The organism is Streptomyces sp. NPDC015345 (assembly GCF_043078805.1).
Classification (GTDB): domain Bacteria; phylum Actinomycetota; class Actinomycetes; order Streptomycetales; family Streptomycetaceae; genus Streptomyces.
This window is the reverse complement of sequence record NZ_JBIBTX010000001.1, coordinates 868,847-895,314: the sequence shown is the minus strand read 5'-3', so window position 1 is coordinate 895,314 and position 26,468 is coordinate 868,847. Positions and strand designations below refer to the sequence as shown.

28 protein-coding genes are annotated in these 26,468 nt (G+C 71.1%); 16 read left to right on the top strand and 12 right to left on the bottom strand.

The window, feature by feature from the left end:
• Positions 1-262 precede the first annotated feature (262 nt).
• The 6 genes from leuA to ACF062_RS04075 all read left to right on the top strand — a co-directional run bounded on the left by leuA (position 263) and on the right by ACF062_RS04075 (position 7,661).
• Positions 263-1,993, top strand: coding sequence for a 2-isopropylmalate synthase (gene leuA, locus ACF062_RS04100; RefSeq protein ID WP_392135365.1), 1,731 nt, complete (start codon positions 263-265; stop codon positions 1,991-1,993).
• 171 nt (positions 1,994-2,164) lie between these two features.
• Complete coding sequence (locus ACF062_RS04095; protein WP_223774572.1) at positions 2,165-2,896, top strand: TerB family tellurite resistance protein; 732 nt, start codon at positions 2,165-2,167, stop codon at positions 2,894-2,896.
• A 162-nt stretch (positions 2,897-3,058) separates the two neighbouring features.
• A complete protein-coding gene (locus tag ACF062_RS04090) occupies positions 3,059-5,152 on the top strand; it encodes an MMPL family transporter (protein WP_392135362.1) in 2,094 nt (697 codons plus the stop codon).
• A 62-nt stretch (positions 5,153-5,214) separates the two neighbouring features.
• Positions 5,215-6,471, top strand: coding sequence for a sensor histidine kinase (locus ACF062_RS04085; protein ID WP_392135359.1), 1,257 nt, complete (start codon positions 5,215-5,217; stop codon positions 6,469-6,471).
• On the top strand, positions 6,468-7,148 hold the full coding sequence (locus ACF062_RS04080) for a response regulator (protein WP_392135356.1): 681 nt from the start codon (positions 6,468-6,470) through the stop codon (positions 7,146-7,148). The genes ACF062_RS04085 and ACF062_RS04080 overlap by 4 nt, the downstream gene beginning before the upstream one ends.
• Before the next feature lie 63 nt (positions 7,149-7,211).
• On the top strand, positions 7,212-7,661 hold the full coding sequence (locus ACF062_RS04075; RefSeq protein ID WP_392135354.1) for an SRPBCC family protein: 450 nt from the start codon (positions 7,212-7,214) through the stop codon (positions 7,659-7,661).
• 19 nt (positions 7,662-7,680) lie between these two features.
• On the opposite strand, the gene ACF062_RS04070 is transcribed toward ACF062_RS04075, so the two are convergent.
• Genes ACF062_RS04070 through ACF062_RS04050 form a run of 5 tightly spaced genes read right to left on the bottom strand, consistent with a single transcriptional unit; the run spans position 7,681 to position 14,341 of the window.
• The gene (locus tag ACF062_RS04070; protein ID WP_392135351.1) at positions 7,681-8,610 is read right to left on the bottom strand and encodes a dihydrodipicolinate synthase family protein; all 930 of its coding nucleotides are present in this window, start codon (positions 8,608-8,610) and stop codon (positions 7,681-7,683) included.
• Positions 8,607-9,641, bottom strand: coding sequence for an oligopeptide/dipeptide ABC transporter ATP-binding protein (locus ACF062_RS04065; RefSeq protein WP_392135349.1), 1,035 nt, complete (start codon positions 9,639-9,641; stop codon positions 8,607-8,609). The genes ACF062_RS04070 and ACF062_RS04065 overlap by 4 nt, the downstream gene beginning before the upstream one ends.
• Positions 9,638-11,707: a dipeptide/oligopeptide/nickel ABC transporter permease/ATP-binding protein gene (locus ACF062_RS04060; RefSeq protein ID WP_392135346.1), complete on the bottom strand. Its 2,070-nt coding sequence runs from the start codon at positions 11,705-11,707 to the stop codon at positions 9,638-9,640. The genes ACF062_RS04065 and ACF062_RS04060 overlap by 4 nt, the downstream gene beginning before the upstream one ends.
• Positions 11,707-12,666, bottom strand: coding sequence for an ABC transporter permease (locus ACF062_RS04055; RefSeq protein WP_392135343.1), 960 nt, complete (start codon positions 12,664-12,666; stop codon positions 11,707-11,709). Before ACF062_RS04055 ends, ACF062_RS04060 begins: the two co-directional genes overlap by 1 nt.
• Before the next feature lie 28 nt (positions 12,667-12,694).
• Positions 12,695-14,341, bottom strand: coding sequence for an ABC transporter substrate-binding protein (locus ACF062_RS04050; RefSeq protein WP_392136514.1), 1,647 nt, complete (start codon positions 14,339-14,341; stop codon positions 12,695-12,697).
• A gap of 245 nt (positions 14,342-14,586) precedes the next feature.
• Here ACF062_RS04050 and ACF062_RS04045 point away from each other — a divergent pair, with 245 nt between their 5' ends.
• A complete protein-coding gene (locus ACF062_RS04045) occupies positions 14,587-15,870 on the top strand; it encodes an aminotransferase class I/II-fold pyridoxal phosphate-dependent enzyme (RefSeq protein WP_392135341.1) in 1,284 nt (427 codons plus the stop codon).
• Positions 15,871-15,920: 50 nt separating this feature from the next.
• On the opposite strand, the gene ACF062_RS04040 is transcribed toward ACF062_RS04045, so the two are convergent.
• The gene (locus ACF062_RS04040; protein ID WP_392135338.1) at positions 15,921-16,598 is read right to left on the bottom strand and encodes an AIM24 family protein; all 678 of its coding nucleotides are present in this window, start codon (positions 16,596-16,598) and stop codon (positions 15,921-15,923) included.
• Positions 16,599-16,635: 37 nt separating this feature from the next.
• Positions 16,636-17,388, bottom strand: a complete 753-nt coding sequence (locus ACF062_RS04035; RefSeq protein WP_356573567.1) for an SDR family oxidoreductase — start codon at positions 17,386-17,388, stop codon at positions 16,636-16,638.
• A 187-nt stretch (positions 17,389-17,575) separates the two neighbouring features.
• Between ACF062_RS04035 and ACF062_RS04030 the strand changes: the two genes are divergently transcribed.
• Positions 17,576-18,205 (top strand): TetR/AcrR family transcriptional regulator, encoded by a 630-nt coding sequence (locus tag ACF062_RS04030; RefSeq protein ID WP_392135335.1) that lies wholly within the window; start codon positions 17,576-17,578, stop codon positions 18,203-18,205.
• On the opposite strand, the gene ACF062_RS04025 is transcribed toward ACF062_RS04030, so the two are convergent.
• A complete protein-coding gene (locus ACF062_RS04025; protein ID WP_392135332.1) occupies positions 18,183-19,109 on the bottom strand; it encodes a LysR family transcriptional regulator in 927 nt (308 codons plus the stop codon). The genes ACF062_RS04030 and ACF062_RS04025 overlap by 23 nt on opposite strands.
• A gap of 171 nt (positions 19,110-19,280) precedes the next feature.
• Here ACF062_RS04025 and ACF062_RS04020 point away from each other — a divergent pair, with 171 nt between their 5' ends.
• The 3 genes from ACF062_RS04020 (at position 19,281) to ACF062_RS04010 (ending at position 20,948) form a co-directional block, all read left to right on the top strand.
• Positions 19,281-19,775 (top strand): cupin domain-containing protein, encoded by a 495-nt coding sequence (locus ACF062_RS04020; protein WP_356573404.1) that lies wholly within the window; start codon positions 19,281-19,283, stop codon positions 19,773-19,775.
• Between the two features lie 43 nt (positions 19,776-19,818).
• Positions 19,819-20,610, top strand: a complete 792-nt coding sequence (locus ACF062_RS04015; RefSeq protein ID WP_392135328.1) for an isocitrate lyase/phosphoenolpyruvate mutase family protein — start codon at positions 19,819-19,821, stop codon at positions 20,608-20,610.
• A gap of 122 nt (positions 20,611-20,732) precedes the next feature.
• Positions 20,733-20,948 carry a DUF6199 family natural product biosynthesis protein gene (locus ACF062_RS04010; RefSeq protein ID WP_356573408.1) on the top strand — a complete coding sequence of 72 codons (216 nt, stop codon included), beginning with the start codon at positions 20,733-20,735 and terminating at the stop codon, positions 20,946-20,948.
• A 6-nt stretch (positions 20,949-20,954) separates the two neighbouring features.
• Here ACF062_RS04010 and ACF062_RS04005 read toward each other — a convergent pair whose 3' ends face one another.
• Positions 20,955-21,239 (bottom strand): DUF397 domain-containing protein, encoded by a 285-nt coding sequence (locus tag ACF062_RS04005; RefSeq protein ID WP_392135325.1) that lies wholly within the window; start codon positions 21,237-21,239, stop codon positions 20,955-20,957.
• Positions 21,221-22,054 (bottom strand): helix-turn-helix domain-containing protein, encoded by an 834-nt coding sequence (locus tag ACF062_RS04000; protein WP_392135323.1) that lies wholly within the window; start codon positions 22,052-22,054, stop codon positions 21,221-21,223. Before ACF062_RS04000 ends, ACF062_RS04005 begins: the two co-directional genes overlap by 19 nt.
• Positions 22,055-22,402: 348 nt before the next feature.
• Here ACF062_RS04000 and ACF062_RS03995 point away from each other — a divergent pair, with 348 nt between their 5' ends.
• The 5 genes from ACF062_RS03995 to ACF062_RS03975 are packed head-to-tail and all read left to right on the top strand — an operon-like array spanning position 22,403 to position 25,025.
• The gene (locus tag ACF062_RS03995; RefSeq protein ID WP_356573569.1) at positions 22,403-22,618 is read left to right on the top strand and encodes a hypothetical protein; all 216 of its coding nucleotides are present in this window, start codon (positions 22,403-22,405) and stop codon (positions 22,616-22,618) included.
• Positions 22,619-22,664: 46 nt separating this feature from the next.
• The gene (locus ACF062_RS03990; RefSeq protein WP_392135320.1) at positions 22,665-22,937 is read left to right on the top strand and encodes a type II toxin-antitoxin system Phd/YefM family antitoxin; all 273 of its coding nucleotides are present in this window, start codon (positions 22,665-22,667) and stop codon (positions 22,935-22,937) included.
• Positions 22,930-23,382, top strand: coding sequence for a PIN domain-containing protein (locus ACF062_RS03985; protein ID WP_359775484.1), 453 nt, complete (start codon positions 22,930-22,932; stop codon positions 23,380-23,382). The genes ACF062_RS03990 and ACF062_RS03985 overlap by 8 nt, the downstream gene beginning before the upstream one ends.
• A gap of 27 nt (positions 23,383-23,409) precedes the next feature.
• Complete coding sequence (gene recO, locus ACF062_RS03980) at positions 23,410-24,159, top strand: DNA repair protein RecO (RefSeq protein WP_392135317.1); 750 nt, start codon at positions 23,410-23,412, stop codon at positions 24,157-24,159.
• 44 nt (positions 24,160-24,203) lie between these two features.
• Positions 24,204-25,025 carry an isoprenyl transferase gene (locus ACF062_RS03975; RefSeq protein WP_392135314.1) on the top strand — a complete coding sequence of 274 codons (822 nt, stop codon included), beginning with the start codon at positions 24,204-24,206 and terminating at the stop codon, positions 25,023-25,025.
• 63 nt (positions 25,026-25,088) lie between these two features.
• On the opposite strand, the gene ACF062_RS03970 is transcribed toward ACF062_RS03975, so the two are convergent.
• Positions 25,089-25,553: a Fur family transcriptional regulator gene (locus tag ACF062_RS03970; RefSeq protein ID WP_392136510.1), complete on the bottom strand. Its 465-nt coding sequence runs from the start codon at positions 25,551-25,553 to the stop codon at positions 25,089-25,091.
• Positions 25,554-25,570: 17 nt separating this feature from the next.
• Positions 25,571-26,461: a metal ABC transporter permease gene (locus tag ACF062_RS03965; RefSeq protein WP_223774545.1), complete on the bottom strand. Its 891-nt coding sequence runs from the start codon at positions 26,459-26,461 to the stop codon at positions 25,571-25,573.
• Positions 26,462-26,468: the final 7 nt, after the last annotated feature.

The window sequence follows — 26,468 nt, the reverse complement described above, 5'->3', positions numbered from 1 at the left end:
TGTCACTAGCTGCAACCATGATTGCTGAAATAGAGGGATTGATCACCACTAGGGGTTTATCCGGCGGCGGTCCCGCATACTGATACGGGCCCGCGCACAGAGCGCGGCTCGGCTAGGCTGCGGCACATCATGCGATTCGGGCTGCTTCTCCTTAGCTGCCGCGGCGAGGGCCTGTAGTCGAGGCCGACCCCCTCCCCGCGGAGTTCGGCGTTGCGCTAAGACCGTCGGCCGTCCTTCAGGACACTTCCGAGGAGCCCCGCACATGCCGAACTTCCAGCGCCCCACGTCCATGCCGATCCACAAGTACGGCCAGTACGAGCAGGTCGGCATCCCGGACCGCACCTGGCCGGACAAGCGGATCACCGTCGCCCCCCGCTGGCTCTCCACCGACCTGCGCGACGGCAACCAAGCGCTGATCGACCCCATGTCCCCGGCCCGCAAGCGCGCCATGTTCGACCTGCTGGTACGCATGGGCTACAAGGAGATCGAGGTCGGCTTCCCCTCCTCGGGCCAGACCGACTTCGACTTCGTGCGCTCCATCGTCGAGGACGAGGACGCGATCCCCGAGGACGTGACGATCTCCGTCCTGACGCAGGCCCGCGAAGAGCTGATCGAGCGCACCGTGGAGTCCCTGAAGGGCGCCCGCCGCGCGACCGTCCACCTGTACAACGCGACCGCGCCCGTCTGGCGCGACGTCGTCTTCCGCGGCTCGCGCGACGCCGTCAAGCAGATCGCCGTGGACGGCACGCGGCTGGTGATGGAGTACGCCGACAAGCTGCTGGACGACCGTACGACGTTCGGATACCAGTACAGCCCCGAGATCTTCACCGACACCGAGCTGGACTTCGCCCTGGAGGTCTGCGAAGGCGTCATGGACGTCTGGCAGCCCGACGCCGACCGCGAGATCATCCTGAACCTGCCCGCCACGGTCGAGCGCTCCACGCCCTCCACCCACGCGGACCGCTTCGAGTGGATGTCCCGCAACCTCTCGCGGCGCGAGTTCGTCTGCCTGTCCATCCACCCGCACAACGACCGCGGCACCGCCGTCGCCGCCGCCGAGCTGGCCGTCATGGCCGGCGGCGACCGCGTCGAGGGCTGCCTCTTCGGCCAGGGCGAGCGCACCGGCAACGTCGACCTGGTCACCCTGGGCATGAACCTCTTCTCCCAGGGCGTCGACCCGCAGATCGACTTCTCGGACATCGACGAGGTCCGGCGCGTGTACGAGTACTGCACGCAGATGGAGGTCCACCCCCGCCACCCCTACGCGGGCGACCTGGTCTACACCGCCTTCTCCGGCTCCCACCAGGACGCCATCAAGAAGGGCTTCGACGCGCTGGAGGCCCGTGCCGCGGGCCAGGGCAAGACCGTCGACGACATCGAGTGGGCCGTGCCGTACCTGCCCATCGACCCCAAGGACGTCGGCCGCTCCTACGAGGCCGTCATCCGCGTCAACTCGCAGTCCGGCAAGGGCGGCATCGCGTACGTCCTGAAGAACGACCACAAGCTGGACCTGCCGCGGCGCATGCAGATCGAGTTCTCGAAGATCATCCAGGCGAAGACCGACGCCGAGGGCGGCGAGGTCACCCCGGACGCGATCTGGAGCGTCTTCCAGGACGAGTACCTGCCGAACCCCGGGAACGCCGCGGCGCAGTGGGGTCGGATTCAGGTCAAGAACGGCCAGACGACGACCGACACCGACGGCGTCGACACCCTCACCGTCGAGGCCACACTGGACGGCGCGGACACCGTTCTGACCGGCTGTGGCAACGGCCCGATCTCCGCGTTCTTCGACGCGCTCCAGGGCATCGGCATCGACGTACGCCTGCTGGACTACCAGGAGCACACGATGAGCGAAGGCGCGTCCGCGCAGGCCGCCTCGTACATCGAGTGCGCGATCGGCGACAAGGTGCTGTGGGGCATCGGCATCGACGCGAACACCACGCGCGCCTCGCTGAAGGCCGTCGTGTCGGCCGTCAACCGCGCCGCACGCTGACTCTCCCACCGGCTCTCCACCGGCCCCGCCCGCCTCTGTGGCGGGCGGGGCCGCGTCGTCTCCCGGCCACCTCCGGCTCGCTCTCCTGTACGAGCTACTGACGCGGCATCATCGATGTGGCTAACATCACGCCAACGCGGCAATGCAGCCGGGGAGTTACGGAGGTGCGTGGTGCTGCCAGAACGGGGACTGAACGGCCGGAAAGCCCGCATCTCCGCCAGGCCCGTCTCACGCGGGCGGGCCCTGTGCCGGCGGGTGGTCGGAATGCACACCGCCTGGGACGCCGTCGGCGACGGCGAGTTCTTCTGCCCCGCCTGTGGCGGCGACCGCAACTACCAGCGGCTCACGGGACGGCGCCGCTTCGTCCTGCTCGGCCTGCCCCTCGTGCCGCGCGGCGCCGCGGGACCCGTCGTCCAGTGCGCCGCCTGCCAGGACCTCTTCGACCCCGATGTCCTGGACCACCCCACCACCACGCGGCTCTCCGCGATGCTGCGCGACGCCGTCCACACCGTGGTCCTCGCCGTCCTGTCCACGGGCGGCGCCGCCACGCGCGCCGCGCTCGACACGGCTGTCGGCACGCTGCGGGCCGCTGGCTACGACGACTGCACCGAGGAGCAGCTCGTCGCCCTCGTCGACGCGCTCGCCGCCGACACCGGCCGCGCCACCGAACCCGACTGCGGCCCCGGCCTTGCCATCGAACTCCACGAGGCCCTCGGCCCCCTCGCCCCGCACCTCGCCCCCGCGGGACGCGAGGCGCTGCTCCTCCAGGGCGCCCGGATCGCCCTGGCCGACGGCCCCTACACCCCCGCCGAACGCGACGTCCTCGCCACGGCGGGCTGCGCGCTCACCATCTGCTCCGAGGACGTGACCCGGCTCCTCGTGGCGGCGCGTACGCCGTCCTGACACCCGCGCGTGACACCCCCGCGCGTACTCCGCCGGGAGTAGTCACCGCCCCGCGCCTCCCGGCGGTGTAACCGCGGACTCGCCCCCGGGCCCGACGGCACGAGCCCCGCTTCCCGGAAGGGTTGACCCCGAACACGTCACCCCTGCCGAAGGAGGCCCGTCATGGGGGCCGCACCGTCCATCACCGCGTCACGACGGCGCCGACGCGCCGTTCCCTGGGTGTTCCTGGGCCTGTGGATCGTCGTCCTCGCCCTCGCCTCGCCCTTCGCCGCCAAACTCTCCGACGTCCAGAAGGACCGGCCCGTCGACTACCTCCCCGCGAGCGCCGACTCTACGGAGGTCGCGAAGCTCCAGGACCAGCTGCCGGGCGGCGGCGCCACCGAGCTGGTGCTCGTCTACCACCGGGACGGCGGACTCACCGCCGCCGACCGCGCGACCGCGGGTGAGCAGGTCGCCGAGATAGCGGGGGCGCACAAGCTCGTCGCCGAGCCCAAGGGCGTGCCCTCCAAGGACGGCACCACCCTGATGTACCCGGTGGCCTCCACCGAACCCGGACAGGACGAGGAGAAACGGGACGCCCTCGTCAACGACGTGCGGGACGTCGCCCGGGGCGAGGGCGGGCTGAGCGTCGACGTCGGCGGCAACGGCGCCTTCGACACCGACGCGAGCGAGGTCTACAACGCGCTCGGCGGCCCCCTGCTCTACACCACCGCGGGCGTCGTCGCGCTGCTCCTCATCCTCATCTACCGCAGCCCGTTCCTGTGGCTCGTGCCGCTCGCCGTCGCCGGCATCGCGGACTACTTCGCGATGGCCGCCGCCTACGGCCTCAACCAGGCCTTCGGCACCTCCGTCAGCGGCCAGAGCTCCGGCATCATGACCATCCTCGTCTTCGGCGCGGGCACCGACTACGCCCTGCTGCTCGTCTCCCGCTACCGGGAGGAACTGCGCAGGATCGAACAGCCCTACGACGCCATGGTCGCCGCCCTGCGCGGCTGCGGGCCCGCCGTGCTCGCCTCCTCGGGGACCGTCGCCGCCGGGCTGCTCTGCCTGCTCGCCGCCGACCTCAACAGCAGCCGCGGCATGGGCCCGCTCGGCACCGTCGGCGTGCTGTGCGCGCTCGTCGCCATGCTGACGCTGCTCCCCGCGGTCCTGGTGCTCCTCGGCCGGCGGGTGTTCTGGCCGCTGATCCCCGCCTTCGGCAGCACGCCCAAGCGGCGGCGCTCCCTCTTCGCCGCCATGGGCAGCTCGGCCGGGCGCAGGCCGCTCGCCGTCCTCGCCTCCGGAGCCGTCCTGCTCGGCGCGCTCGCCCTCGGCGCCTTCAACCTGCCCGGCTCCCTCAAGCAGGAGGACTCCTTCACCAAGACCCCCGACTCGGTCGCGGCCATGGAGACGCTCGCCGCCGCCTACCCCGAACGCGGCACGCAGCCCATCACCGTCATGACCCCCGCGGGCCGCGTCCCCGACGCCCTCGCCGAGATCCGCGGCACCAAGGGCGTCGACAGCGCGGAGAAGGGACGTACCGCCAAGGGGTGGACCGAGATCTCCGTCCTCGCCTCGTCCGCGCCCGAGACCCCGGGGGAGACCGCCACCATCGAGGCGCTGCGGGACGGACTCGACGGCTCGTACGTCGGCGGAGCCAGCGCCCAGCAACTGGATCTGAAGGACACCAACGCCCGGGACCGGGCCATCGTCGTGCCGCTCGTGCTCGCGGCCGTGCTGCTGATCCTCGTCGCCCTGCTGCGCAGCCTCGTCGCGCCGCTGCTGCTGCTCGCCGCGGTCGTCGCCGTGTGGGGCGCCTCGCTCGGCATCGCCGGACTCGTATTCGAACCCCTGCTCGGCTTCGAGGGCACCGACCCGGGGCTCGGGCTGCTCTCCTTCGTCTTCCTCGTCGCCCTCGGCGTCGACTACGGCATCTTCCTCATGCACCGCATGCGGGAAGAGAGCCTGAGCGGCGCCGAACCGGGGGCGGCCGCGCTCACCGCGCTGCGCACCACCGGCGGCGTCATCGCCTCCGCCGGGCTCGTGCTGGCCGCGACGTTCGCCGTACTCACCAACATGCCCCTCGTCCAACTCGTCGAGCTGGGCTTCGTCATCGCGGTCGGCGTCCTGCTCGACACCTTCCTGGTGCGTACGTACCTGGTGACGAGCGCCAGCGTGGCACTCGGCCGCAAGGTGTGGTGGCCGGGCCCCCTGTCCAAGCCCCCGGCGGCGGCCCCCGCCCCCGAGGCCGAACGCGTCCGGGTGCCCTCGCCTTGATCCCCGCCTCCCTGGCGCCCCTCCTCTCCCGGAGGGGCGCCCCCGTACCCGAAGATGGGCCGGTGGACTCACCCGGCACAGGCCCGCGCACCGCCCCGGACACCGCACGCCGCAACCTCGTCGAGCGGGTCCTCGGCCCCGCCGCCCCGGGCGAACGGCTGCGCACGGACGCCCTGTTCGCCCTCGCCATGGCGGCGAGCGCCGTCGTCGTCGTCCAGGTCGTACGGGACAACGGCCATCCGCCCGGCATCGCCGGCTGGGCCCTGCTGATCGCCGCGCACATCACCATCGTGTGGCGCCGCCGCGCCCCCATGCGCGTCATGGTCGTCCTGATGGCGATCCTGCTGACCTACCACTCCCTCGACGCCAACCACACCGCGCCCATGGCGGTCTCGATGGCCGGTCTCTTCACCGTCGCCTCCCGGTCCCGGCCGCGCAACACCGTCCTCGTCGGCGCCGCGGTCATCGGCGTCATGCTGGGCGTCAAGTTCTCCGAGGGCATCGCCGAAGGCGCCGAATCGCTGCGGATATCGGGCTGGATCGTCTCCTTCCTGCTGCTCGGCGTCTACGTCCGCATCCACCGCCAGTACGTCGCCTCCGTCGTGGAGCGCGCCGAACGGGCCGAACGCACCCGCGAGGAGGAGGCCCGCCGCCGGGTCGCCGAGGAGCGGCTGCGGGTCGCCCGCGATCTGCACGACCTCCTCGCCCACAGCATCACCCTCGTCGGCGTCCAGACGTCCGTCGCCGCGCACGTCCTCGCCGCCGACCCCGACCGCCTGGACCGCGCGGCCGTCGCCAAGGCGCTCGACGACGTCGCCGAGACCTGCCGCACCGCCCGCGGCGAACTGCGGGCCACCCTGGAGGTGTTGCGCTCCGGCACCGACGACGGCACCGACGAGGCCCGGGGTCCGCTGCCCGGCCTCGGCTCGCTGCCCGACCTCGCCGAAGCGGCCCGCACCGCCGGAGCCCGCGTCGAGCTGAGCGTGACGGAGTGCGGGGCGCCGCCCGCCGTGGGCGTCGCCGCCTACCGCATCGTGCAGGAGGCGCTCACCAACGCCGTGCGGCACGCGGGGCCCGGCCCCACCGTCCGGGTGGACGTCACCACCGGGGAGGCGGCGCTGAACGTGACGGTGACGGACGACGGTGCCGGTGCCGGCGTACGGGAAGGCGGGGGCACGCCGGGGTACGGCCTTGTCGGGATGCGGGAGCGGGCCCGTACCGTCGGCGGGACCCTGGAGGCGGGCCCGCGACCGGAGGGGGGTTTCATGGTGTCCGCGGTGCTGCCCCTCGCGTCCGCTCCCCTGGGAGGCCTGACATGACGATCCGTGTGCTGCTCGCCGACGACCAGACGCTGGTGCGCGCGGCGTTCGCGATGCTCGTCGACTCCGCGCCCGGCATGGAGGTCGTGGGACAGGCGGGCACGGGGCGCTCGGCGGTCGACCTGGCCCGCTCCGCACGCGCCGACCTCGTCGTCATGGACATCCGTATGCCCGACCTCGACGGGATCGAGGCGACGCGGCTCCTCGCGGCGGACGAGGACCTCGCGGGCGTGAAGGTCCTGATGCTGACGACGTACGACACGGACGAGCACGTCGTGGACGCGCTGCGCGCCGGGGCGTCCGGCTTCCTGGTCAAGGACACCAGGCCCGCCGAACTCCTGGACGCCATCCGTACGGTGGCCGCCGGTGAGTCCCTGCTCTCACCGGGGCCGACCTCACGGCTGATCGCCCGCGTACTGCGGGCGCCGGACACCGCCGGTCTGACGGCGACGGGCGGGCCCGAGGGGCTCTCGGACCGTGAGCGCCAGGTGCTGGCGCTCGTCGCGCGTGGCCTGAACAACACGGAGATCGCCGAGACCCTGGGCCTGAGCCCGCTCACGGCGAAGACACACGTGAGCCGCATCATGGGCAAGCTGGGCGCCCGTGACCGGGCGCAACTGGTCATCGTGGCGTATGAGACGGGGTTGGTGGCGCCAGGGTGTGAGGGGGGCAGGTGAGGGGATGCGCGTCCTTCCGGTCGATCGACGTGCGGACCGCGTCCGCACGTCTAGGGTGGCCCGATGCCGTACTTCGAGATCGTGACAGCCGTCGCCGCGCCTCCGGACCGGGTGTTCGAGGCATGCCTCGACGTGGAGGCCCACACGCGGTCGATGGCCGCTTCGTCGGAGCGTGCGGTCGGCGGCAGGACCCGGGGCGGCCTCTCGCTCGGTGACACGGTGACCTTCGAAGCCCGCCACTTCGGCCTGATCTGGCGACTGACCGCCCGCATCACGTCGTATGACCCGCCCCGGTGCTTCGTGGACGAGCAGGAGACCGGCCCCTTCAAGCGATGGCATCACAGACATCACTTCGAGCCGGACGGCACCGGCGGCACCGTGATGAGGGACGTGATCGAGTTCGCCTCGCCGCTCGGACTTCTTGGACGCATCGCCGACCGCACGGTCCTGAGCTGGTACATGCCCCACCTCATCAGAACCCGCAACGCCTATCTCGCCGGAGCCTTGCGCTGAGCCCGGCTCGACGAGGCCCTCAGAGCAGCCCCGCCGCCGCCAAGCGCTTGCCCACCGTCTCCGTCTCGCGCTGCGAGAGAGGGATCTGCGGCTCCGCCGTCGCCGGGCAGGCGATCACGCCGCGCAGGTGCAGCGCCGCCTTGAAGGCTCCGAGCGCCGACGAACTGCCGCCCATCCGTGCCGGGTCGCCCGCCGTCACCATCCCGAACAGGCCGCACAGCCGCTCCTGTTCGGCCCGCGCCCGCACCCAGTCGCCCTCCCGGCAGGCCGTGTAGAGGCGTACGTACCCCGCGGGGTCGACGTTCCCGAGTCCCGGCACCACCCCGTCCGCGCCCATCGCGAGCGCCGAGTCGACCGTCAGCTCCGAACCGGTCAGCACGCTGAAAGCCCTCGGCACCGACCGCTTGCCGATGACCACGCTCCGGAAGGCGCCCTCGCCGCCGCTTGAGTCCTTCAGGCCCGCCAGCACGCCCTCCGCGGCCAGCTCAAGGACCAGGTCCGCGCCCAGTTTCACGTGCACCGACACCGGCAGGTCGTACGCGAGGACCGGCACCTGGGAGTGGGCCGCGATCAGCCGGAAGTGGCGGGCGATCTCGGCCGGGTGGGTGCGGGTGTAGAAGGGCGCGGTGACCACGGCCGCGTCGGCGCCCGCCTCGGTGAGCACCCGCACGTGGTCCAGGACGCGGGGCGTGGTCATGTCGATCGCTCCGGCGAGTACGGGCAGCTGACCGCCGACGTGCCGGACCACCGTATCGACGACGATGGCCCGCTGCCGGTCCGTCAGGTAGGCGACCTCCGACGTCGAGCCGAGCACGAACAGGCCGTTGACGCCGCCCGCGACCAGATGGTCGACGAGCCGCACCAGGGAGGCGGTGTCCACCTCGCGGTCCGGTGTCAGCGGTGTGCAGACGGGTGGTACGACACCGGTCAACAAGGTGGGAAGGGTCATGGGCGCTCCCTGCGGGTTCGGGCCGTGGCGGCGGCCTGGGCGGCCAGTTCGTGGGTCGACTGTCCTTCGGCCACGGGATGGTGACAGCGGAATCGATGCCCCGCCCCCGCCGACTCGACACCCGGCATCGCGTCGGCGCACGTCTCGTCCGCTTTCCAGCAGCGCGTACGGAACGGGCAGCCGCTCGGCGGCCGGGTCGCCGAGGGGACCGGGCCGGACAGCGGGATCGGGTCGATGGGGTCGAGCAGGCCGGGCGTGGCGGAGAACAGGGCGCGTGTGTACGGGTGCCGGGCGCGGGCAAGGATCTCGGCGGCCGGGGATTCCTCCACGATCCGCCCGAGGTACATGGTGATGACGCGGTCGCTCATCCTGCGCACGGTCTGGATGTCGTGCGAGACGAAGACGAGGGCGAGGCCGAGGCGTTCCTTGAGGTCCAGCAGGAGGTTGAGGATCTGGGCGCGCACCGACACGTCGAGCGCGCTCGTCGGCTCGTCGGCGATGACCAGGTCCGGTTCGAGGGCCAGGGCGCGGGCGATCGCGACGCGTTGGCGTTGGCCGCCGGAGAGTTGGCCGGGGAGGCCGTCGGCGAGGGCCTTGGGCAGGCCGACCAGGGACATCAACTCCCTCACACGCGCTTCGCGTTCCTTTGCCGTGCCGCGTCTGTGCACGTCCAGGGGGTCACGCAGGATCTGGCGGACGGACAGTCTGCGGTTCAGGGCGGTCGAGGGGTCCTGGAAGATCATGCCGGTGCGGGTGCCGAGCTCCGTCCGCCGGGCGGCGGGGCTCATCGTCCAGAGGTCGCTGCCTTCGAACGACACCGTGCCGGTGGTGGGGCGCTGTACGCCGACCAGGACCTTGGCCAGGGTGGATTTGCCGCAGCCGGATTCTCCTACGACGCCCAGGGTTTCGCCGGGGGCGAGGGTCAGGTCCGCCGCCGTCAGGGCGTGGACGCGGTCGCGGGAGAGGAGGGTGCCGGAGCGGGCCCTGTGCGTGACGTGGACGTCGCTCAGTTCGATGAGGGGGGTGGTCATCGTGGCGGCTCTCCGGGTGCGGGTTCGTGGGGGTTGGGCGCGCAGTTCCCCGCGCCCCTTTGGGGCGCTGGATCGTTGTGGTCGGCTGTGGGGCTCCCCGCGCCCCTTCGGGGCGCCGGTGGTTGCGCCGGGTGGTGGCAGGCCGTCTCGTGGAGCGTGGCACCCACCAGTGCCGGGGTCTCGTCGTGGCACACCGCCGTCGCCAGCGGGCAGCGGTTCGAGAAGCGGCAGCCCGGGGGGAAGTCCGCCGGGGACGGCACCACGCCCCTGATCTGCGTGAGCCGTTGCTGCGCCGACTCCAGGGAGAGCACGGAACCGAGCAGGCCGCGCGTGTAGTGGTGTGCCGGGGACCCCACCAGGTCGGCGGTGACGCCCGTCTCGACGATCTGTCCGCCGTACATCACCACCACCCGGTCGGTGACGTCGGCGACGAGCGCCAGGTCGTGCGAGACGAGGACCAGCGCGAAGCCCAGCTCCGCGCGCAGCCGCAGCAGCAGCTCGATGATCTGCGCCTGGACGGTGACGTCGAGCGCCGTCGTCGGCTCGTCGGCGATGACCAGCTTCGGGTCGCGGGAGAGTGCCATGGCGATCAGTACGCGTTGGCGCTGGCCGCCGGAGAGTTCGTGCGGGTAGCTGCGCAGGGTCCGGTCGGGGTCCAGGCCCACCAGTTCGAGCAGTTCGCTGGAGGTGCGGCGCCCACCCCTGCGTACGACCTGCTTGAGCTGGGAGCGGACCGTCATCGCCGGGTTCAGGGACGACAGGGCGTCCTGGTAGATCATCGCCATGTCGTGGCCGAACAGCCTGCGGCGGGCGCGGGCCGGCAGGCCGGTCAGCTCCTGGCCGTCGAAGGCGACGCTGCCGGTGACACGGGCGCCCTTGGGCTCAAGGCCCATCACCGTCAGCGCGGTCAGGGACTTGCCGCAGCCCGACTCGCCGACAAGGCCGAGGACCTCGCCGGGGCGCAGGTCGAAGGAGATGCCGTCCACGATGTCCACGCCGTCGTGCCGCCCGGGGAAGGCGACCCGCAGGTCGCGTACGTCCAGGACCGGCGCGCCGGTCGGCAGGGGCCGGGCCCGCGCCCGCAGCCGGTCCGAGGCCTCGGCGAGGCCGGGCAGCTCCAGGACTTCGCCGGTGCCCGGCTCAGGCGCTTCGAGGGGGTCCTCGTCGCGGGCCGCGCCCGGCACGTCGCGCGTGGAGGGCGCCGCCCACGCGTCCGAGACGCCCTCGGAGAGGATGTTCAGGGCGAGGACCGTGATGAGCATGAGCAGGCCGGGGAAGACGGTCGCCCACCAGCCGCCGATCAGGACCATGTTCTTGCCGTCGGCGATGACGCTGCCCCAGGACGGGTCGGGCGGCCGCACCCCCGCGCCGATGAAGGAGAGCGACGCCTCGAAGACGATGGCCTCGGCGACCTGCACGGTGCAGAAGACCAGGATGGGCGCCGCGCAGTTCACGGCGACGTGCCGGATGAGGATGTGCGGGGTGCGCGCGCCGACGACGCGCTCGGCGACCACGTAGTCCTCGCCGTACTGGTCGAGGACGTTGGCCCGCACCACCCGGGCGATCGGCGGCGTGAACAGGAACGCGATCGCGCAGATCAGTACGGTGATGCCGCCGCCGAAGACCGCGACGAGCACGGCGGCGAGCGCGATGCCGGGGAACGCCATGACGACGTCCAGGCAGCGCATCAGCGTCTCGTCGACCGCCTTGCGGGAGGTCGCCGCGACCGCGCCGATCAGCGCCCCGACGAGCAGCGCGAGCAGCGTGGCGCCGAGGCCGATGGCCAGCGACCAGCGCGCCCCGTACATCAGCCGGCTGAGGATGTCGCGGCCCAGGCTGTCCTGCCCCATCCAGTGGCTCGCGGAGGGGTGTCCGGTGCCGTCGACCTGGCTCTGCTGGTCGAGCGGGTCGTGCGGGGCGATGAGCGGCGCGAGGAGGGCGACCAGGACGACGAGGCCGATGACGCCGACCGCGATCCGGGACAGCACGGGCAGCTTGCGCAGCGAGCGCAGGCGCAGGCCGGGGACGGCGAGGCGTTCCGTGAGCTGCTTGCGGGTCATGAGCATCAGCTCGTCCCCCTCAGGCGCGGGTTGACCAGGAGGTGGAGGATGTCGATGACGAGGTTGACGACGACGAAGCCCACGGCGGTGGTGATGACGACGCCCTGGACGACGGCCGGGTCGCCGTTCTTGACGGCGTCGATCATCAGCTTCCCCATCCCCGGCAGTGAGAAGATCGTCTCGATGACGACGGCGCCGCCCAGCAGATAGCCGACGCGCAGACCGAGCACGGTGAGCGGGTTGATGAGGGCGTTGCGCAGGACGTTGCGGCCGACGACCACCACCGGCGGCAGGCCGCTGCCGATGGCCGTGCGGACGTAGTCCTTGTCGAGCTCCTCGACCACGGCGGTGCGGACGATGCGGGTGAGGCCGGCCGCCACCGGCAGGGAGAGCGCGAGGGCGGGCAGCGTCATGGTCCTGAGCCAGCCGGTGAAGGAGTCCGCGGGGTTGATGTAGCCGCCGGTCGGGAACCAGCCGAAGTCCACCGCCAGGTACTGGATCATCAGCAGCGCCAGCCAGAAGCCGGGCGCAGCGACCCCGGTCAGCGAGACGACGCGGATGAGTTGGTCCGGCAGCCGGTCGCGGTGGATCGCGGCGGTCACACCGAGGGTCAGCGAGAGGACGACCGCGATGCCGAGCCCCAGGAAGGTCAGCTGCATGGTGAGCGGCAGGGCGGTGGTGACCTGGTCGAGGACGGGGGAGCGGTTGAGGATGCTGATGCCCATGTCGCCCTGGAGGAGGTCGCCGACAAAGGCGATGTAGCGCACGGGCAGCGGGTCGAGGAGCCCGTTCTCCTGACGGAACTGGTGCAGCTGCTCGGGGGTCGGGTTCGCGCCCTGGAAGAACGCGGAGGCCGGGTCGACGTCCGAGAACCGCATCACGAGGAAGACGAAGAGCACGATGCCGAGCAGCAGCGGGACGAGCAGGGCGATGCGGCGGGCGAGGATTCTGAGGACTGCGGTCACGGCGTGCGCCTCCCGAACCGGCCGTTCGTCAGGCCCACTTGGCCTGGAGCAGGTTGATCCCCGGATAGGGCTGGGCCTGGACGCCGCTGATCTTCTTCGGATCCCAGGCCGTCATGAGTTCGTTGTGCACGACCGGATAGAGCACGGCCTGCTCGGCCACGACGTCGATGTAGTCCTGGATCATGGCCCGCTTCCTGCCCGCCTCCGGCTCGCGCGTGGCCTGCGCCATGTCCTTGAAGAGCTTTTTGGCGGTGGGGTTCCGGGCCCAGCGGGCGTAGCCCATCCAGAGGTTCTCGGGGCCGTAGTTGTAGTGCATGATCAGGTCGGCGTCGAGCCCGAACTGGTTGGGGTTCGAGGCGGCCGCGACGACCTGGAAGTCCTTCTTCTGGTCCAGCTTGGTGAAGACGGCGGTGGTCTCCTGCGGGTCGAGGGTGACCTCGACGCCGAGCTTCTCCCAGCCGTCCTGGATGGTCGGCAGGCAGTCCACGATCCAGCTCACGTTGACCGCCATGAGGTTGACGCTCAGCTTGCCGACGCCCGCCTCCTTCAGCAGCTTCCTCGCCTTCGCCAGGTCGTACGCGTAGACGGTCCTGGCGGGCCGGTAGGAGGGGTTGGCCTCGTTGAGGAAGGACGTCGCCGCCTTGCCGTGCCCCTTGAGGGCGGCCTCGATCATCTTGTCGCGGTCGATGGCGTAGTGCAGGGCCTGCCGCACGCGTACGTCGTCGAACGGCTTGTGCGCGGTGTTGAAGAGCAGGAAGAGGTTGTTCATGCCGGCGCCGCCCTCGACGGTCATGCCGCTCTTCTTCAGCTGCCCGATGTTGGCGTACGGGATGTTGTCGGCGATCTCCGCGTCCGCGCCGGAGCCGGAGATCTTGGCGACGCGCGGCGCGGCGTCCACGATCGTCAGCCAGTTCATCTTCTTGAAGGCGGCCTTGCGCGGGCCGTTGTAGTCCTCGAAGGCCTCGAAGGTGGTGTTCGACTTCGGGTGGTGCGCGGTCTGCCGGTACGGACCTGAGCCGATCGCCTTGCCCTTGGTCGCGTCCTCCCACGCGCCGGGCCGGGAGAAGACGTGCTTCGGCATGATCTTCGCGAGGGAGAGCCGCGCGGCGCCGTCGGGGAAGGGGAATTTGAGGATCAGCTCCACGGACAGGGCGTCGACCTTCCTGACCTCCTTCAGCCAGCTCGCGAAGAACCCCTTGGCGAGGGTCTGTGTCTTCGGGTCGAGGATCCGGTCGAACACGAACACCACGTCATCGGCGGTGACGGGCTTGCCGTCGTGCCACTTGGCGCCCGGACGCAGGGAGAACTTCCACGTGGTGGCCTTGAGGTCGTCGGGGATCTCGGTGGCGAGCGCGGCATAGGGCTCACGGCTGATCGGGTCCGTGCCGAGCAGACCCTCGTAGATGTGTTCGTTGCCCGCCATGGCGAAGGCGGACGCGGTCTGGGTCGGGTCCCAGCTGCCGTCGTTGCCGTAGCCGATCACGGCCGTGAGCGTGGAGTCGCCGCCCTGGCCGCCGCCACCGGTCTCGTTCGTGGACTCGGGCCCCGCGGAGCAGGCGGAGAGCGTGGTGGTGACGGCGGCGGCCGCGCCCAGCGCTCCGGTGTACTTGAGGAAGGCCCGCCGGTCGGCCGGCGCGGCCGGGCGGGGGCCCTCCTGGGTCGAGGTCCGAGGGATCAGGTGGCTCAGGTCGCTCTGGTCGCTCACTGTTTCTCCCCTTGTCTCCCTTGAGAGATCCCACGTCCTACGTCATGGGTGGCGTGGCGACCATAGGAGGGGCAGGGGGGCCGGTCAAGGTCCCGCACACGGCATATCGACGCGTCGGCGGCCGGGCCCTTCTCACGGGTGAAAGGCCGGGGTGCCCGGTTTTGTATTCTCGGCAGGCGCGACCCATCGATGCGGCACCTGCGAGAGGCAACACCATGACCACCGAGCTGAGCCCCGACGCCCCGGCCCTGGCCGGCCTCCTGGAGCGGGCCAGGAAGGACTACGAGGATCTCGCGGGGCGCGGGCTCTCCCTGGACCTCACCCGGGGCAAGCCCGCACCGGAGCAGCTCGACCTCAGCGAGGACCTGCTGGGCCTGCCCGGCGGACGCCACACCTCCGCCGACGGCACGGACGTACGCAACTACGGCGGCCTCCAGGGCCTGCCCGAGCTCCGCGAGATCTTCGCCGAGCTGCTCCAGGTGCCCGCCGCCCAGCTGCTCGCCCTCGGCAACTCCAGCCTGGAGCTGATGCACGACTGCCTCGTGCACGCGCTCCTCGGCGTGCTGCCCGGCGCCACCTCGCGCTGGGTGGACCAGGAGCGCGTCGCGTTCCTGTGCCCCGTGCCCGGCTACGACCGGCACTTCGCGCTCTGCGAGCGGTTCGGCATCGACATGATCCCGGTGCCCATGACGGCCGACGGGCCCGACATGGACGAGGTCGAGCGTCTCGCCGCCGAGAACCCCGCGGTCAAGGGCATCTGGTGCGTGCCGAAGTACAGCAACCCCGATGGCGTCGTCTACAGCGACGAGACCGTGGCCCGCCTCGCCCGCATGGAGACCGCGGCCCCCGACTTCCGGATCTTCTGGGACAACGCCTACGCCGCCCACCACCTCACCGACGAGCCCGCCGAGATCGCCGACCTGCTCGGCGCCTGCGCCGAGGCCGGGAACCCGGATCGGGCGTTCGTCTTCGGCTCCACCTCCAAGATCACCGCGGCGGGCGCGGGCGTCGCCTTCTTCGGCTCCTCGCCCGCCAACGTCAAGTGGCTCCTGGCCAACAACCAGAAGCGCTCGATCGGCCCCGACAAGATCAACCAGCTGCGCCATGTGCTGTTCCTGCGGGACGCCGACGGTGTGCGGGCCCACATGGAGCGTCAGCGCGCCCTGCTCCAGCCCAAGTTCGAGGCCGTGGCGCGGATCCTCGACGCCGAGCTGGGCGGCACCGGCCTCGCGACCTGGACCTCCCCCAAGGGCGGCTACTTCGTGACCCTCCAGGTCCCCGACGGCTGCGCCAAGGACGTGGTGCGCCGCGCCGCCGAGGCAGGCATCGTGCTGACCCCGGCCGGCGCCACGCACCCCTACGGCGACGACCCGCGTGACGCCGTCATCCGCGTCGCCCCCAGCTACCCGTCCCTCGCCGAGCTGGAGCAGGCCATGCACGGCCTGACCGTCTGCGTCCGCCTCGCCGGATATGAGCAGCGGGAGCGCCAGGCCGCCTGACGCTTCCCCCGGGTGAGGGCCCCGGTAGGCGTGGGAGTGCGCGGCGGCACTCAGTGCTGCTGCGCCTTCTGCGGCGTCACCTCGCTCGGCCGCACGATGACGTGGCCCTCACCCCGAAGCATCAGCTGCACCGCCTCGCCCGAGCCGCCGCGGATCATCGAACCGATGGACTGCGAGCGGTGCAGGGACGTGGCGAGATCGGCGGTCCAGCCGACCACCGCGTCCGTGTCCACGTACACCGGCTGCTGCGGGGAGACGGGGATCACCAGCGGGTTGCCGTCGCAGACCAGGCCGAGGCGGCCCGCGCCCGTGAAGACGCTGTTGAACAGCCCGCCCCCGGCGATCCCCGAGCCCTTCACCGTCTTGATCTCGTACGAGAGGGTGGCGTCGAAGCACAGGACGTTGCGGCCGTTGACCGTGAGGACGTCGCCCGGTTCGACGTCGACGATGAAGCAGTTCTGCGCCTCGTGCGCGAACCACGCCTCGCCCTGGCCGCGCACGGCCATCAGCGGCAGCCCCTCACCGGTCACCGCGCGCTTGAGCATGCCGCCCACGCCCTGGCCCTTGCGCTCGAACTGCAAGTCACCGCGGTACGCGATCATCGCGCCCTGTCGCGCGAACATCTCACCGCTCACCGCGTACTTGATGGACTTGGCGTTCTGAAGGGTCATTCCGGGCGCCAGGGCCGGTTGTGCCATGTGGTCACTGGAGAACAAGTCACTCTTCATAGGGGCATCTTGGGCCAAGGGCACCCCCACGCGAAAGCTAGGCGTTGGTGCCCGAGTCGACCGTTATCGCCGTGCCCGTGATGTTCCGCCCGCCGGGGCCCGCCAGGTGCAGGACCTGGGCCGCGACGTCGTCGGGGTCCAGGTAGCGGTCGAGGGACATCAGGCCGCGCTGGAAGTCGGCACTGGCGGAGTCCGCGGGGTTCATGTCCGTGTCGGTGGGGCCCGGGTGCACGACGTTCGCCGTGATGCCCCTCGGGCCCAGCTCCCGGGCCAGCCCCCGGGTGAGTCCGGACAGGGCCGCCTTGCTCATCGCGTAGAGCGCTATGCCCGGGAATGGCACCCGCTCCGCCAGATTGCTGCCGATGCTGATGATCCGGCCGCCCTCCGGCAGGTGCCGCACCGCGCTCTGCGCCGCGAGGAACGCCGCGCTGACATGAATGGCCAGCGTGCGCTCCAGCTCCTCGCGGGTGACGTCCTCCAACGGGCCGCTCGGAAAGACGCCCGCGTTGTTCACCAGGATGTCCAGGCCTCCCAGCTCCGCCGCCGCCCGGTCCACCGCGCCCGTGACCGCGTCGGCGTCCGCCGCGTCCGCCTGGAGCGCCACGGCGCGCCGCCCCAGCGCCTCGACGTCCGCCACCACGTCCTTCGCCTTCGCCTCGCCGGCCGCGCTGACGTACGTGAACGCCACGTCCGCGCCCTCCGCCGCGAGCCGCCGCACGATCGCCGCGCCGATGCCCCTGCTGCCGCCCGTCACCAGCGCGGCCTTCCCCGCCAACGTCAACTCGTCCATCGCGCGCACGCCCCCCGCTCCTCGGCCCGTCACTGTGCCGGGCAACCGTCCGTGCCGGTCAGCTTTCTGTGCCGATCGACACAGAAATCGTCACACGCCCACCCGCCCCCGTCAAGAGATATATTGAGTGAACGACACAGAAATCACGGCGCCAGTCCCGGAAGAAGATCCGGAAGGGGTAGAGGTCATGACGGCGGCACGCGGGCGCCCCAGGAGCTTCGACCGGACCACCGCGCTGGAGCGCGCCATGGCCGTGTTCTGGGAGCAGGGGTATGAGGCGACGTCCATGACCGACCTGACCTCCGCCATGGAGATCCGCTCGCCCAGCCTCTACGCCGCGTTCGGCTCCAAGGAGAAACTGTTCCTGGAGGCCGTGGCCCTGTACGGCGCCACCGAGGGCGAGTTCATCGCCCGCGCCCTCGCCGACGAGCCGACCGCCAGGGAGGCCGTCGCGGCGATCCTCCGGGGGAACGTGCGCGCGTACACGGACGAGGCCAAGCCCGGCGGCTGCATGATCGTGCAGGCCGCCGCCAACTGCTCGGCGGAGAACGCGCCCATACAGGAGAGGCTCGCCCAGTGGCGCAAGGACGGAATCAGCAGCATCGCCCGCCGGATCGAACAGGGCATCCTGAACGGCGAGTTGCCCGCCGACACGGACACCCGGGCGGTCGCCTCCTTCTACACCGCCGTACTGCAGGGCATGTCCGTCCAGGCCCGTGACGGCGCCACCCGCAGCGACCTGGAGAAGGTCGCGGAGCGGGCGATAGCGGCGTGGGACGTGGTCACGGGCGCGGTCAGCTCCTCGGCGACGGGGTAGAGCTCGCCGCCTGATTTGCCCCCTCCCGTGCCGTGGTGACGAGCAGCAGCTCGCGCAGGGCCGCACCCGGCGGCCCCGGCCGGACGGCGAGGCAGGTGACCACCGACGGCCCGGCCAGTGGTCGCACCGCCACGCGGGGCAGCGACGGCAGACCGCTCACCTCGTAAAACACGGTCCACGACGACTCACCCGGGCCGCCGATCGCCGTCAGTGTTTCCTGGAGTGTCGTGAACGGCGGCCCCAGAAGCGGCCGTTCCGCTCCCGCCGCACGCAGGGCCCCGGTGATCAGGTCGTGGAAGGGCGGGTTGTTCTCGCGCGGCGCGAGCCGCAGCGCCAGCCCGGCCGCCGTGAGCCGATCGAGCTGTAGGACCGTTTCTTCCGCCAGTGGATGGCCGGCGGGCAGCGCCACGTACAGCGGGTCGCTCCACACCGGCAGCAGTTCCAGCCCGGGGGCCGCGTCCAGCGCGCGTACGAAAGCGGCGTCCAGTTCGCCCGCCCGCACCGCCGCGAGCCGCTCGGCGGGCGGCAGGCGCCGCAGCGTGACCTGGAGGCCGGGCGCCCGTTCCGCCAGCTCGTTCAGTACGCCGAAGATCCGACCGCCAGGGGCCTGCACTCCGCCCACGCGCAGCACGCCGTCCGAGCCGCCCGCGACGTCGGCGGCGACCTGCCGGGCCCGCCGGGCCGCCGCGAGCACGGCCCGCGCCTCCGGCAGCAACCGCTCGCCCGCCCCGGACAGCCGTACGTGCCGCGTGGACCGCTCGAAGAGGAGTACGCCCCACTCCCGCTCCAGGCGCCGCACCTGCTGGCTCACCGCCGACTGCACGATCCCGCAGCGCTCGGCGGCACGCGCGAACCCACCCTCCTCGGCCACCGCCACGAAGTACTCCAGCTGCCGTAGCTCCATGCCCCCGCCTCGCTCCCGACCGGCCCCCCGCCCCTGCCTGGATTGATCACGATCCGTGATTTCTGTGGGCGACAACAGCCGGTGGTACGCGATTGCTTCCCGGGTTCGAATGGCGTGCCAGAGCGAATTCGCGCCCGCTCACCCACCCATATCCCCGAAAGGCCAGGACCCGTGGTCATACCCAACGGCAGCCCCAAGACACGCCCGCCGTTCGTCCGCCGCCCCACCGGCGCCGAGTACGTGCCCCTCCCGCATGGCGGCGGCTTCTCGCTGCTCGCCGACGCGAGCGACACCGGCGGCGCGCTCGGCGCGAACGCGCTGACCCTCGGCGAGGGCGCCGACGGTGCGCGCCCGCACTTCCACGCCCTGTCGCACGAACTGTTCTACGTCGCCTCGGGCACCGCCGAGTTCCTGCTCGACGGGGAGCTGTCGACCGTGGAGGAGGGCGGCCTCGTCGTGGTCCCGCCCCGCGTGCCGCACGCGTTCGGCGCGGCACGCGGCTCCACCGTCCGGCTGCTGGCCGTGCTGACGCCGGGCGTCGAGCGCTTCGGGTACTTCCGCGCGCTGGGCCGCATCCAGCACGGCCTGGAGTCCCTGGACAGTCTCCGCTCCGAACAGGACCGCTACGACGTGCACTTCCTGCCCACGCCGGCACCCTGGCGATGACACTGCGGCCCGTACCGAAGCGTCGCCGCCGTACGGTCGGAGCATGACGCTTCGCCACGAGGAATTCCGCGACCTGCACCGCCCCGGCGCGCCCCTGCTGCTCCCCAACGCCTGGGACCACGCCTCGGCCGCCGCGCTGGCCGCCGCCGGGTTCCGCGCGGTCGGGACGACGAGCCTCGGGGTGGCGGCCGCCGCGGGGCTGCCGGACGGGGTGGGCGGTACGCGCGCGGAGACCGTACGGCTCGCCCGTGGCCTCGCCCGTCTCGACGTACTGGTCAGCGTCGACATCGAGGGCGGTTTCAGCGACCGCCCGCAGGACGTCGCGGCGCTCGCGGTCGAGTTGGCGCAGGCGGGCGTGGCCGGCGTCAACATCGAGGACGGCCGCCCCGACGGCACCCTCGCCGACCTCGACCGGCAGTGCGCGGTGATCCGGGCCGTGAAGGAGGCGACGGACGGCCGCCTCTTCGTCAACGCCCGCACGGACACGCACTGGCTGCCGGGGGACCACACGGCCGAGACCGAGGGCCGGCTCCGCGCGTACGAACAGGCGGGCGCGGACGGCCTGTTCGTCCCCGGCCTGCGTGACGTACACGTCATCGCCGAGCTGGCGTCGGCGCTCGACGCCCCCCTCAACATCCTCTACGCGCCCGGCGGCCCCACCCTCCCCGAACTGGCCGAGGCGGGCGTGCGGCGCGTCAGCTGCGGGTCGCTGCTGTTCCGGGCGGCGCTGCACGGTGCCCTCGCCGCGGCCGAGGCGGTGCGGCAGGGGACGCCGCTCCCGGGGGGCATCCCTTCGTACGCCGACACGCAGGCACTGTCTGGCAGCTTCTCCTGACAGCCGCTGCGCGCCCTTGCGGGGAAGGGCCGATTCCGCACCGTGTCAGGGGCATGTTCGAGGGCAACGGGGCCTCACCGGGCTGTGCGAGCCCGGAAGAACCGGAGAGAGAGGCTCCCTCCATGGCCGTGGTGTTCCTGTGCCTGTTCATCGTGATGGCGACGGTCCAAGTGGTGAAACCACAGCTTCTGTGGAGAGTGAACCGCCCTCTACAGAAGCCGTTCGTGAAGGACTACGACGCCACCGAGCCCAATCGCGCCGGCTACATGATGGAGCGGGCGGTGGGCTCGCTGGTGCTGGTCGCGGCGGTGGTCATGCTGGTCATCGAGCTGACCTGAGCGGTCTCACCGCGGGTCCGCCGTGACCGCGCCGCTGACGAACGCCTGCCAGGCGGCGGCGCCGATCACCAGGGCGGGGCCGTGCGGGACCTTGCTGTCCCGCACGGGGACGACACCGGGGACTCCGTCGGCGACCTCGACGCAGTCGCCGCCTTGGCCGTTGCTGTAGCTGCTCTTGCGCCAACGGGCGGCGCCGACGAAGTCGTAGGCGACCTCGACGCAGCTGCCGCCCTCGCCGTTGCTGTGGCTGCTCTTGCGCCAACGGGCGTTGCTCAGGTCGTACTCGCGCATCGTCTGTAGTCCTCAGCCGCCGATTCGATCAGGGCGAGGGACGCCTCCGGCGACATCGCGGCGCCCCTGAGCAGATCGTATGTGCGCTGTGCGCGCTTCACCACTACCGGTTCGTCCACCAGGGTTCCCGCATACTCCGTTTCTGTATAGCCGGTTGGCGGCGCGTCCTCGAACTCCATGAGCTTCAGCATTCCGCCCATGGAGGCGTGAGCCCCTGCCTCATACGGAAGCACCATCGCCAACACGTGCCGCTCACGCATCAGCCGCGCTAAGTGGTCCAGCTGCGCGGCCATGGCGGCCGGGCCACCCACCGGGACGTAAAGCACGTTCTCGTGTAGTACAACCCAGTACTCAGGCCGAGCAGCGTCCTTGAGGATGCGCGCCCGCTCCAGCCGCGCGGCCACCTTCTCCTCGACGTACTCGTCTGTGACGAACGGGTTGGCTGCGATCATGACAGCGCTGGCGTACTCCGCCGTCTGCAACAGCCCCGGAATCAGCGTCGGCGCGAACTCGCAGATTCGCGTCGCCAGCGCCTCCAGCTCCACGACCGCCGCGAAATAGTCCGCATACCGCTTGTCATCGATCAGCTTCCGGCACATTCGCTCGAAAAAGCCATCGGTTTGTAGCGCCGCGTCGATCCGCTGCGCCACATCCAGCTGCGGCTTGCGAATGGCCTGCTCGAACTGGCCGATGTATCCACCGGAGACGAAAACCCGTGTCCCCAGGACCGATTGGCTGAACCCCGCGTCCTCCCGGCGTCTCTTCAGCTCCGCGCCGAAGAACTCCCACGCTGCCTGACGTGAACCATTGGCCATGGCCAACCCCCTTCCCCTGCCCTCCAGTTGTAGAGGACAGACTCCTGCCAAGTGTAGATGCGGTGCGTCACCGTAGGGGCACGAAGAGTGAAAGCCGCAGACGAAGGGGAGTGACGTGACGGCGGAATCCAAGCGCCACGCAGAGGTATGCGTCGAACTGGCGGAGGAAACATTGAGGGAATTGCGCGCCGCACTCGCACGAGCGGGAATTGCTCTGCCGTCCTTGCGGATCGACCCGGCATCGGTCGCCAGGGAGGCACCGTGTCCGCGTATCGAATTGGGCGGTTGTTCCGCCGACGTGGCGGCGCGTCTGGCCGCGGCGCTGAGGAGCGCGCCGTGAACCACCCCGTGAACCTCCCCATCGGCTCGTACGTCGTCGACACCCGCAATGGCCGCGTCGGCAGGGTCATGGGCTACGAGGGGCCCTACGTCCAGTTGCGGCCCTACGGCGGCGGCCGGGAGTGGGACTGCGCCCCGGAGGCGATCCGCGCGGCGACGACGGCGGAACGGCTGCGCGCGGCGACGGCGTACGCGAACGCGCGGAGCCGGGGGGAGGTGCCTTGAAGGCGCCCCACGGGGCGCGGTGTAGAACGCGTAGTACGCTGACTGTATGGAGAGTGCCAGCGAAGTCCCACTGAGGGAGCTCAACCAGCAGACGTCGCGTGTCATGGCCCGTGTCGAGGCGGGCGAGACGGTGACCATCACCAAGGATGGCGTGCCCATAGGGGACATCGTGCCCAGAGGGGGAAGTCTGGGGCGGCCTTCTTATCCGTTCCGCACTGACCCGATGGGACTGCTCGATCTGCCGGACCTCGGCGGGCCGGCGCTCACGGACGATGAGATCGAGGAGACATTGCGCGGGATGGGGGCGGCTGGTGTCTGAGATCCCGGTGGTGATCGCGGATACCAACGCCCTCTACCGCCTCTTCACGCCGAAGGATCCGCGTCACGCGGCCCACAAGGACGCACTGGCCCGCGTAGGGCATTTGGTGGTGTCGCCCATGGTGCTCACCGAACTCGACTACCTGCTGACTGAGCGGGTCGGGGCCGCGGCGTCCATGACTGCCCTTGAGTTCATCGCCCGCCAGGCGGAGACCCGCCGATTCGAGATCCCGGAGGTCGCTCCGCACCTGCGGGGTGCCATGGCGGTGATGCGTGGCTACGCGGACGCGGCGGGTGGCAAAGGTGTCGGGCTGGCGGATGCCATGAACGTCACCCTCGCGGCGTCCTTCCAGACGGCCGACATGCTGACCAGCGACACCCACTTTCGCATGATGCGCCCCTTGACCGCGCATGGCGCCTTCCGGCTGCTCCCCGAGGACCTGTGACCCCCTCGCGTACGCGAGAATGGCCCCATGAGTCTGTTCCGCGACGACGGCATCGTGCTGCGCACCCAGAAGCTGGGTGAGGCGGACCGGATCATCACGTTGCTCACGCGCGGTCACGGGCGGGTACGCGCCGTGGCGCGCGGCGTGCGGCGCACCAAGTCGAAGTTCGGGGCGCGGCTCGAACCGTTCTCCCACGTCGACGTGCAGTTCTTCGCGCGCGGCAGCGAACTGGTCGGGCGCGGCCTTCCGCTGTGCACGCAGAGCGAGACCATCGCTCCCTACGGTGGCGGGATCGTGACGGACTACGCCCGCTACACCGCCGGCACGGCCATGCTGGAGACGGCGGAACGGTTCACCGACAACGAGGGAGAGCCCGCCGTGCAGCAGTACCTGCTGCTCGTGGGCGGCCTCCGGGTGCTCGCCAGAGGAGAGCACGAGCCGCACCTCGTCCTCGACGCCTTCCTGCTGCGCTCCCTCGCCGTGAACGGCTACGCGCCCAGCTTCGACGACTGCGCCAAGTGCGGTCTGCCGGGGCCGAACCGGTTCTTCTCGGTCGCGGCGGGCGGCTCCGTCTGCGTCGACTGCCGGGTGCCCGGCAGCGTCGTACCGTCGGCGGAGACCCTGACCCTGCTGGGCGCGCTCCTCACGGGCGACTGGGAGACGGCGGACGCGTGCGAGGCGCGGCACGCACGCGAGGGCAGTGGGCTGGTTTCGGCCTATCTGCACTGGCACCTGGAGCGCGGACTGCGTTCTCTGCGATACGTAGAGAAAAGCTGAGACAAGCTGAGCAGCATCACCTGTTACGTAGGAGAGAGAGCCCCATGGCACGACGCGGAATCCTCGGACGGTCCCGCCGCGAGTACAAGACCCCCGAGCCGCACCCCACGGGCGTACGGCCGCCGAAGATCCCCGGCGAGCTGGTGCCGAAGCATGTCGCCATCGTCATGGACGGCAACGGCCGGTGGGCGAAGGAGCGCGGGCTGCCGCGCACCGAGGGGCACAAGGTCGGCGCGGAGCGCGTCCTCGACGTCCTCCAGGGCGGCATCGAGATGGGCGTCGGCGCGATCTCGCTCTACGCCTTCTCCACGGAGAACTGGAAGCGGTCCCCGGACGAGGTGAAGTTCCTGATGAACTTCAACCGCGACTTCATCCGCAAGACCCGCGACCAGCTCGACGAGCTGGGCATCCGCGTGCGCTGGGTCGGCCGTATGCCGAAGCTGTGGAAGTCGGTCGCCAAGGAGCTGGAGATCTCCCAGGAGCAGACCAAGGGCAACGACAAGCTCACCCTGTACTTCTGCATGAACTACGGCGGCCGCGCCGAGATCGCCGACGCCGCCCAGGCCCTCGCCGAGGACGTGCGGGCGGGCCGTCTCGACCCGTCCAAGGTCAGCGAGAAGACGTTCGCGAAGTACCTGTACTACCCGGACATGCCGGACGTCGACCTGTTCCTGCGCCCGAGCGGCGAGCAGCGCACCTCCAACTACCTGCTCTGGCAGAGCGCGTACGCCGAGATGGTCTTCCAGGACGTGCTGTGGCCGGACTTCGACCGCCGTGACCTGTGGCGGGCCTGCCTCGAATACGCCTCGCGCGACCGCCGCTTCGGCGGGGCGATCCCCAACGAGCAGCAGATCGCCGACAGCTAGGCGCACGCGGATGAGGGGGCCCGCGCCAGTCCGGCGCGGGCCCCCTCATGTACGTACGTACCGCTACTTGCTCGCGCAGTCCGCGCAGGTGCCGAAGATCTCGACCGTGTGCGCCACGTTCACGAAGCCGTGCTCGGCGGCGATCGTCTCGGCCCACGTCTCGACCGCGGGGCCCTCCACCTCCACGGCCTTGCCGCAGACACGGCAGACCAGATGGTGGTGGTGCTCGCCCGTCGAGCAGCGGCGGTAGACCGTCTCGCCGTCGCTGGTGCGCAGCGCGTCCACCTCGCCGGCGTCGGCGAGGGACTGGAGCGTGCGGTAGACGGTGGTCAGTCCGACCGAGTCACCCTTGTGCTTGAGCATGTCGTGCAGCTCCTGCGCGCTGCGGAACTCGTCCACGTCGTCGAGTGCCGCGGCCACTGCCGCACGCTGGCGGGTGGACCTGCCTCGAACCGGGGCTCCCACGGTTGTCTCCTCGCGTCTGCGCTCTGGTCTGGGCCTGCTGGGCTTGCCGGGCCATTGTGCCAGGTCGCCCAGAACTCAGGTCAGAGCTTGGCTGCCGGCTGGGCCGGAACCGAGCACTCCGCGGGATCGCCGGTCGCCTCCGCGGCGGCCACGGCCCGCGCCCTGCGCCGGGCCAGCGGCGTCGCGAGCACCGTCAGCGCGATGAAGACACCGATGGTGAGCAGCACGATCGTCGCGCCGGGCGGCACGTCCTGGTAGTACGACGTCGCCGTGCCGCCGATCGTCACCGAGACGCCGATCGCCACGGAGATCGCGAAAGTCGCCGCGAAACTGCGGGTGAGCTGCTGCGCTGCCGCCACCGGCACCACCATCAGCGCGGAGACCAGGAGCAGGCCCACGACACGCATGGCGACCGTGACCGTCACCGCGGCGGTGACGGCGGTGAGCAGGTTCAGGGCGCGCACCGGCAGGCCCGTCACGCGCGCGAACTCCTCGTCCTGGCTGACCGCGAAGAGCTGGCGGCGCAGGCCGATCGTGACGAGGACCACAAACGCCGCGAGCAGGCAGATCGCGGTGACGTCCTCCTCGGAGACCGTGGAGAGCGAGCCGAAGAGGTACGACTGGAGGTTCGCGTTCGAGCCGCCGGGCGCGAGGTTGATGAACATCACGCCGCCCGCCATGCCGCCGTAGAACAGCATGGCGAGCGCGATGTCACCGCGCGTCTTGCCGTACCAGCGGATCAGCTCCATCACCACGGCGCCGACGATCGCGACCGCCGTCGCCATCCACACCGGCGAGGTCGAGAGCAGGAAGCCGAGGCCGACGCCCGTCATCGCCACGTGGCCGATGCCGTCGCCCATCAGGGCCTGGCGGCGCTGCACGAGGTAGATGCCGACGGCGGGCGCGGTGATGCCGACCAGGACGGCGGCGAGCAGGGCCCGCTGCATGAAGGCGTATTCGAGGATTTCCATCGTTCTT

Bases quoted from the DNA above. Each gene is read 5' to 3' on its own strand.
- ACF062_RS03965 (WP_223774545.1), bottom strand. From the start codon at position 26,461: ATGGAAATCCTCGAATACGCCTTCATGCAGCGGGCCCTGCTCGCCGCC.
- ACF062_RS04080 (WP_392135356.1), top strand. From the start codon at position 6,468: ATGACGATCCGTGTGCTGCTCGCCGACGACCAGACGCTGGTGCGCGCG.
- ACF062_RS04035 (WP_356573567.1), bottom strand. From the start codon at position 17,388: ATGGACGAGTTGACGTTGGCGGGGAAGGCCGCGCTGGTGACGGGCGGC.
- ACF062_RS04000 (WP_392135323.1), bottom strand. From the start codon at position 22,054: ATGGCCAATGGTTCACGTCAGGCAGCGTGGGAGTTCTTCGGCGCGGAG.
- ACF062_RS04015 (WP_392135328.1), top strand. From the start codon at position 19,819: ATGACGCTTCGCCACGAGGAATTCCGCGACCTGCACCGCCCCGGCGCG.
- ACF062_RS04075 (WP_392135354.1), top strand. From the start codon at position 7,212: ATGCCGTACTTCGAGATCGTGACAGCCGTCGCCGCGCCTCCGGACCGG.
- ACF062_RS04010 (WP_356573408.1), top strand. From the start codon at position 20,733: ATGGCCGTGGTGTTCCTGTGCCTGTTCATCGTGATGGCGACGGTCCAA.
- ACF062_RS03975 (WP_392135314.1), top strand. From the start codon at position 24,204: ATGGCACGACGCGGAATCCTCGGACGGTCCCGCCGCGAGTACAAGACC.
- ACF062_RS04030 (WP_392135335.1), top strand. From the start codon at position 17,576: ATGACGGCGGCACGCGGGCGCCCCAGGAGCTTCGACCGGACCACCGCG.
- ACF062_RS04045 (WP_392135341.1), top strand. From the start codon at position 14,587: ATGACCACCGAGCTGAGCCCCGACGCCCCGGCCCTGGCCGGCCTCCTG.
- ACF062_RS04025 (WP_392135332.1), bottom strand. From the start codon at position 19,109: ATGGAGCTACGGCAGCTGGAGTACTTCGTGGCGGTGGCCGAGGAGGGT.
- ACF062_RS03990 (WP_392135320.1), top strand. From the start codon at position 22,665: ATGGAGAGTGCCAGCGAAGTCCCACTGAGGGAGCTCAACCAGCAGACG.
- ACF062_RS04005 (WP_392135325.1), bottom strand. From the start codon at position 21,239: ATGCGCGAGTACGACCTGAGCAACGCCCGTTGGCGCAAGAGCAGCCAC.
- ACF062_RS04090 (WP_392135362.1), top strand. From the start codon at position 3,059: ATGGGGGCCGCACCGTCCATCACCGCGTCACGACGGCGCCGACGCGCC.
- recO (WP_392135317.1), top strand. From the start codon at position 23,410: ATGAGTCTGTTCCGCGACGACGGCATCGTGCTGCGCACCCAGAAGCTG.
- ACF062_RS04070 (WP_392135351.1), bottom strand. From the start codon at position 8,610: ATGACCCTTCCCACCTTGTTGACCGGTGTCGTACCACCCGTCTGCACA.
- ACF062_RS04040 (WP_392135338.1), bottom strand. From the start codon at position 16,598: ATGAAGAGTGACTTGTTCTCCAGTGACCACATGGCACAACCGGCCCTG.
- ACF062_RS04065 (WP_392135349.1), bottom strand. From the start codon at position 9,641: ATGACCACCCCCCTCATCGAACTGAGCGACGTCCACGTCACGCACAGG.
- leuA (WP_392135365.1), top strand. From the start codon at position 263: ATGCCGAACTTCCAGCGCCCCACGTCCATGCCGATCCACAAGTACGGC.
- ACF062_RS04060 (WP_392135346.1), bottom strand. From the start codon at position 11,707: ATGCTCATGACCCGCAAGCAGCTCACGGAACGCCTCGCCGTCCCCGGC.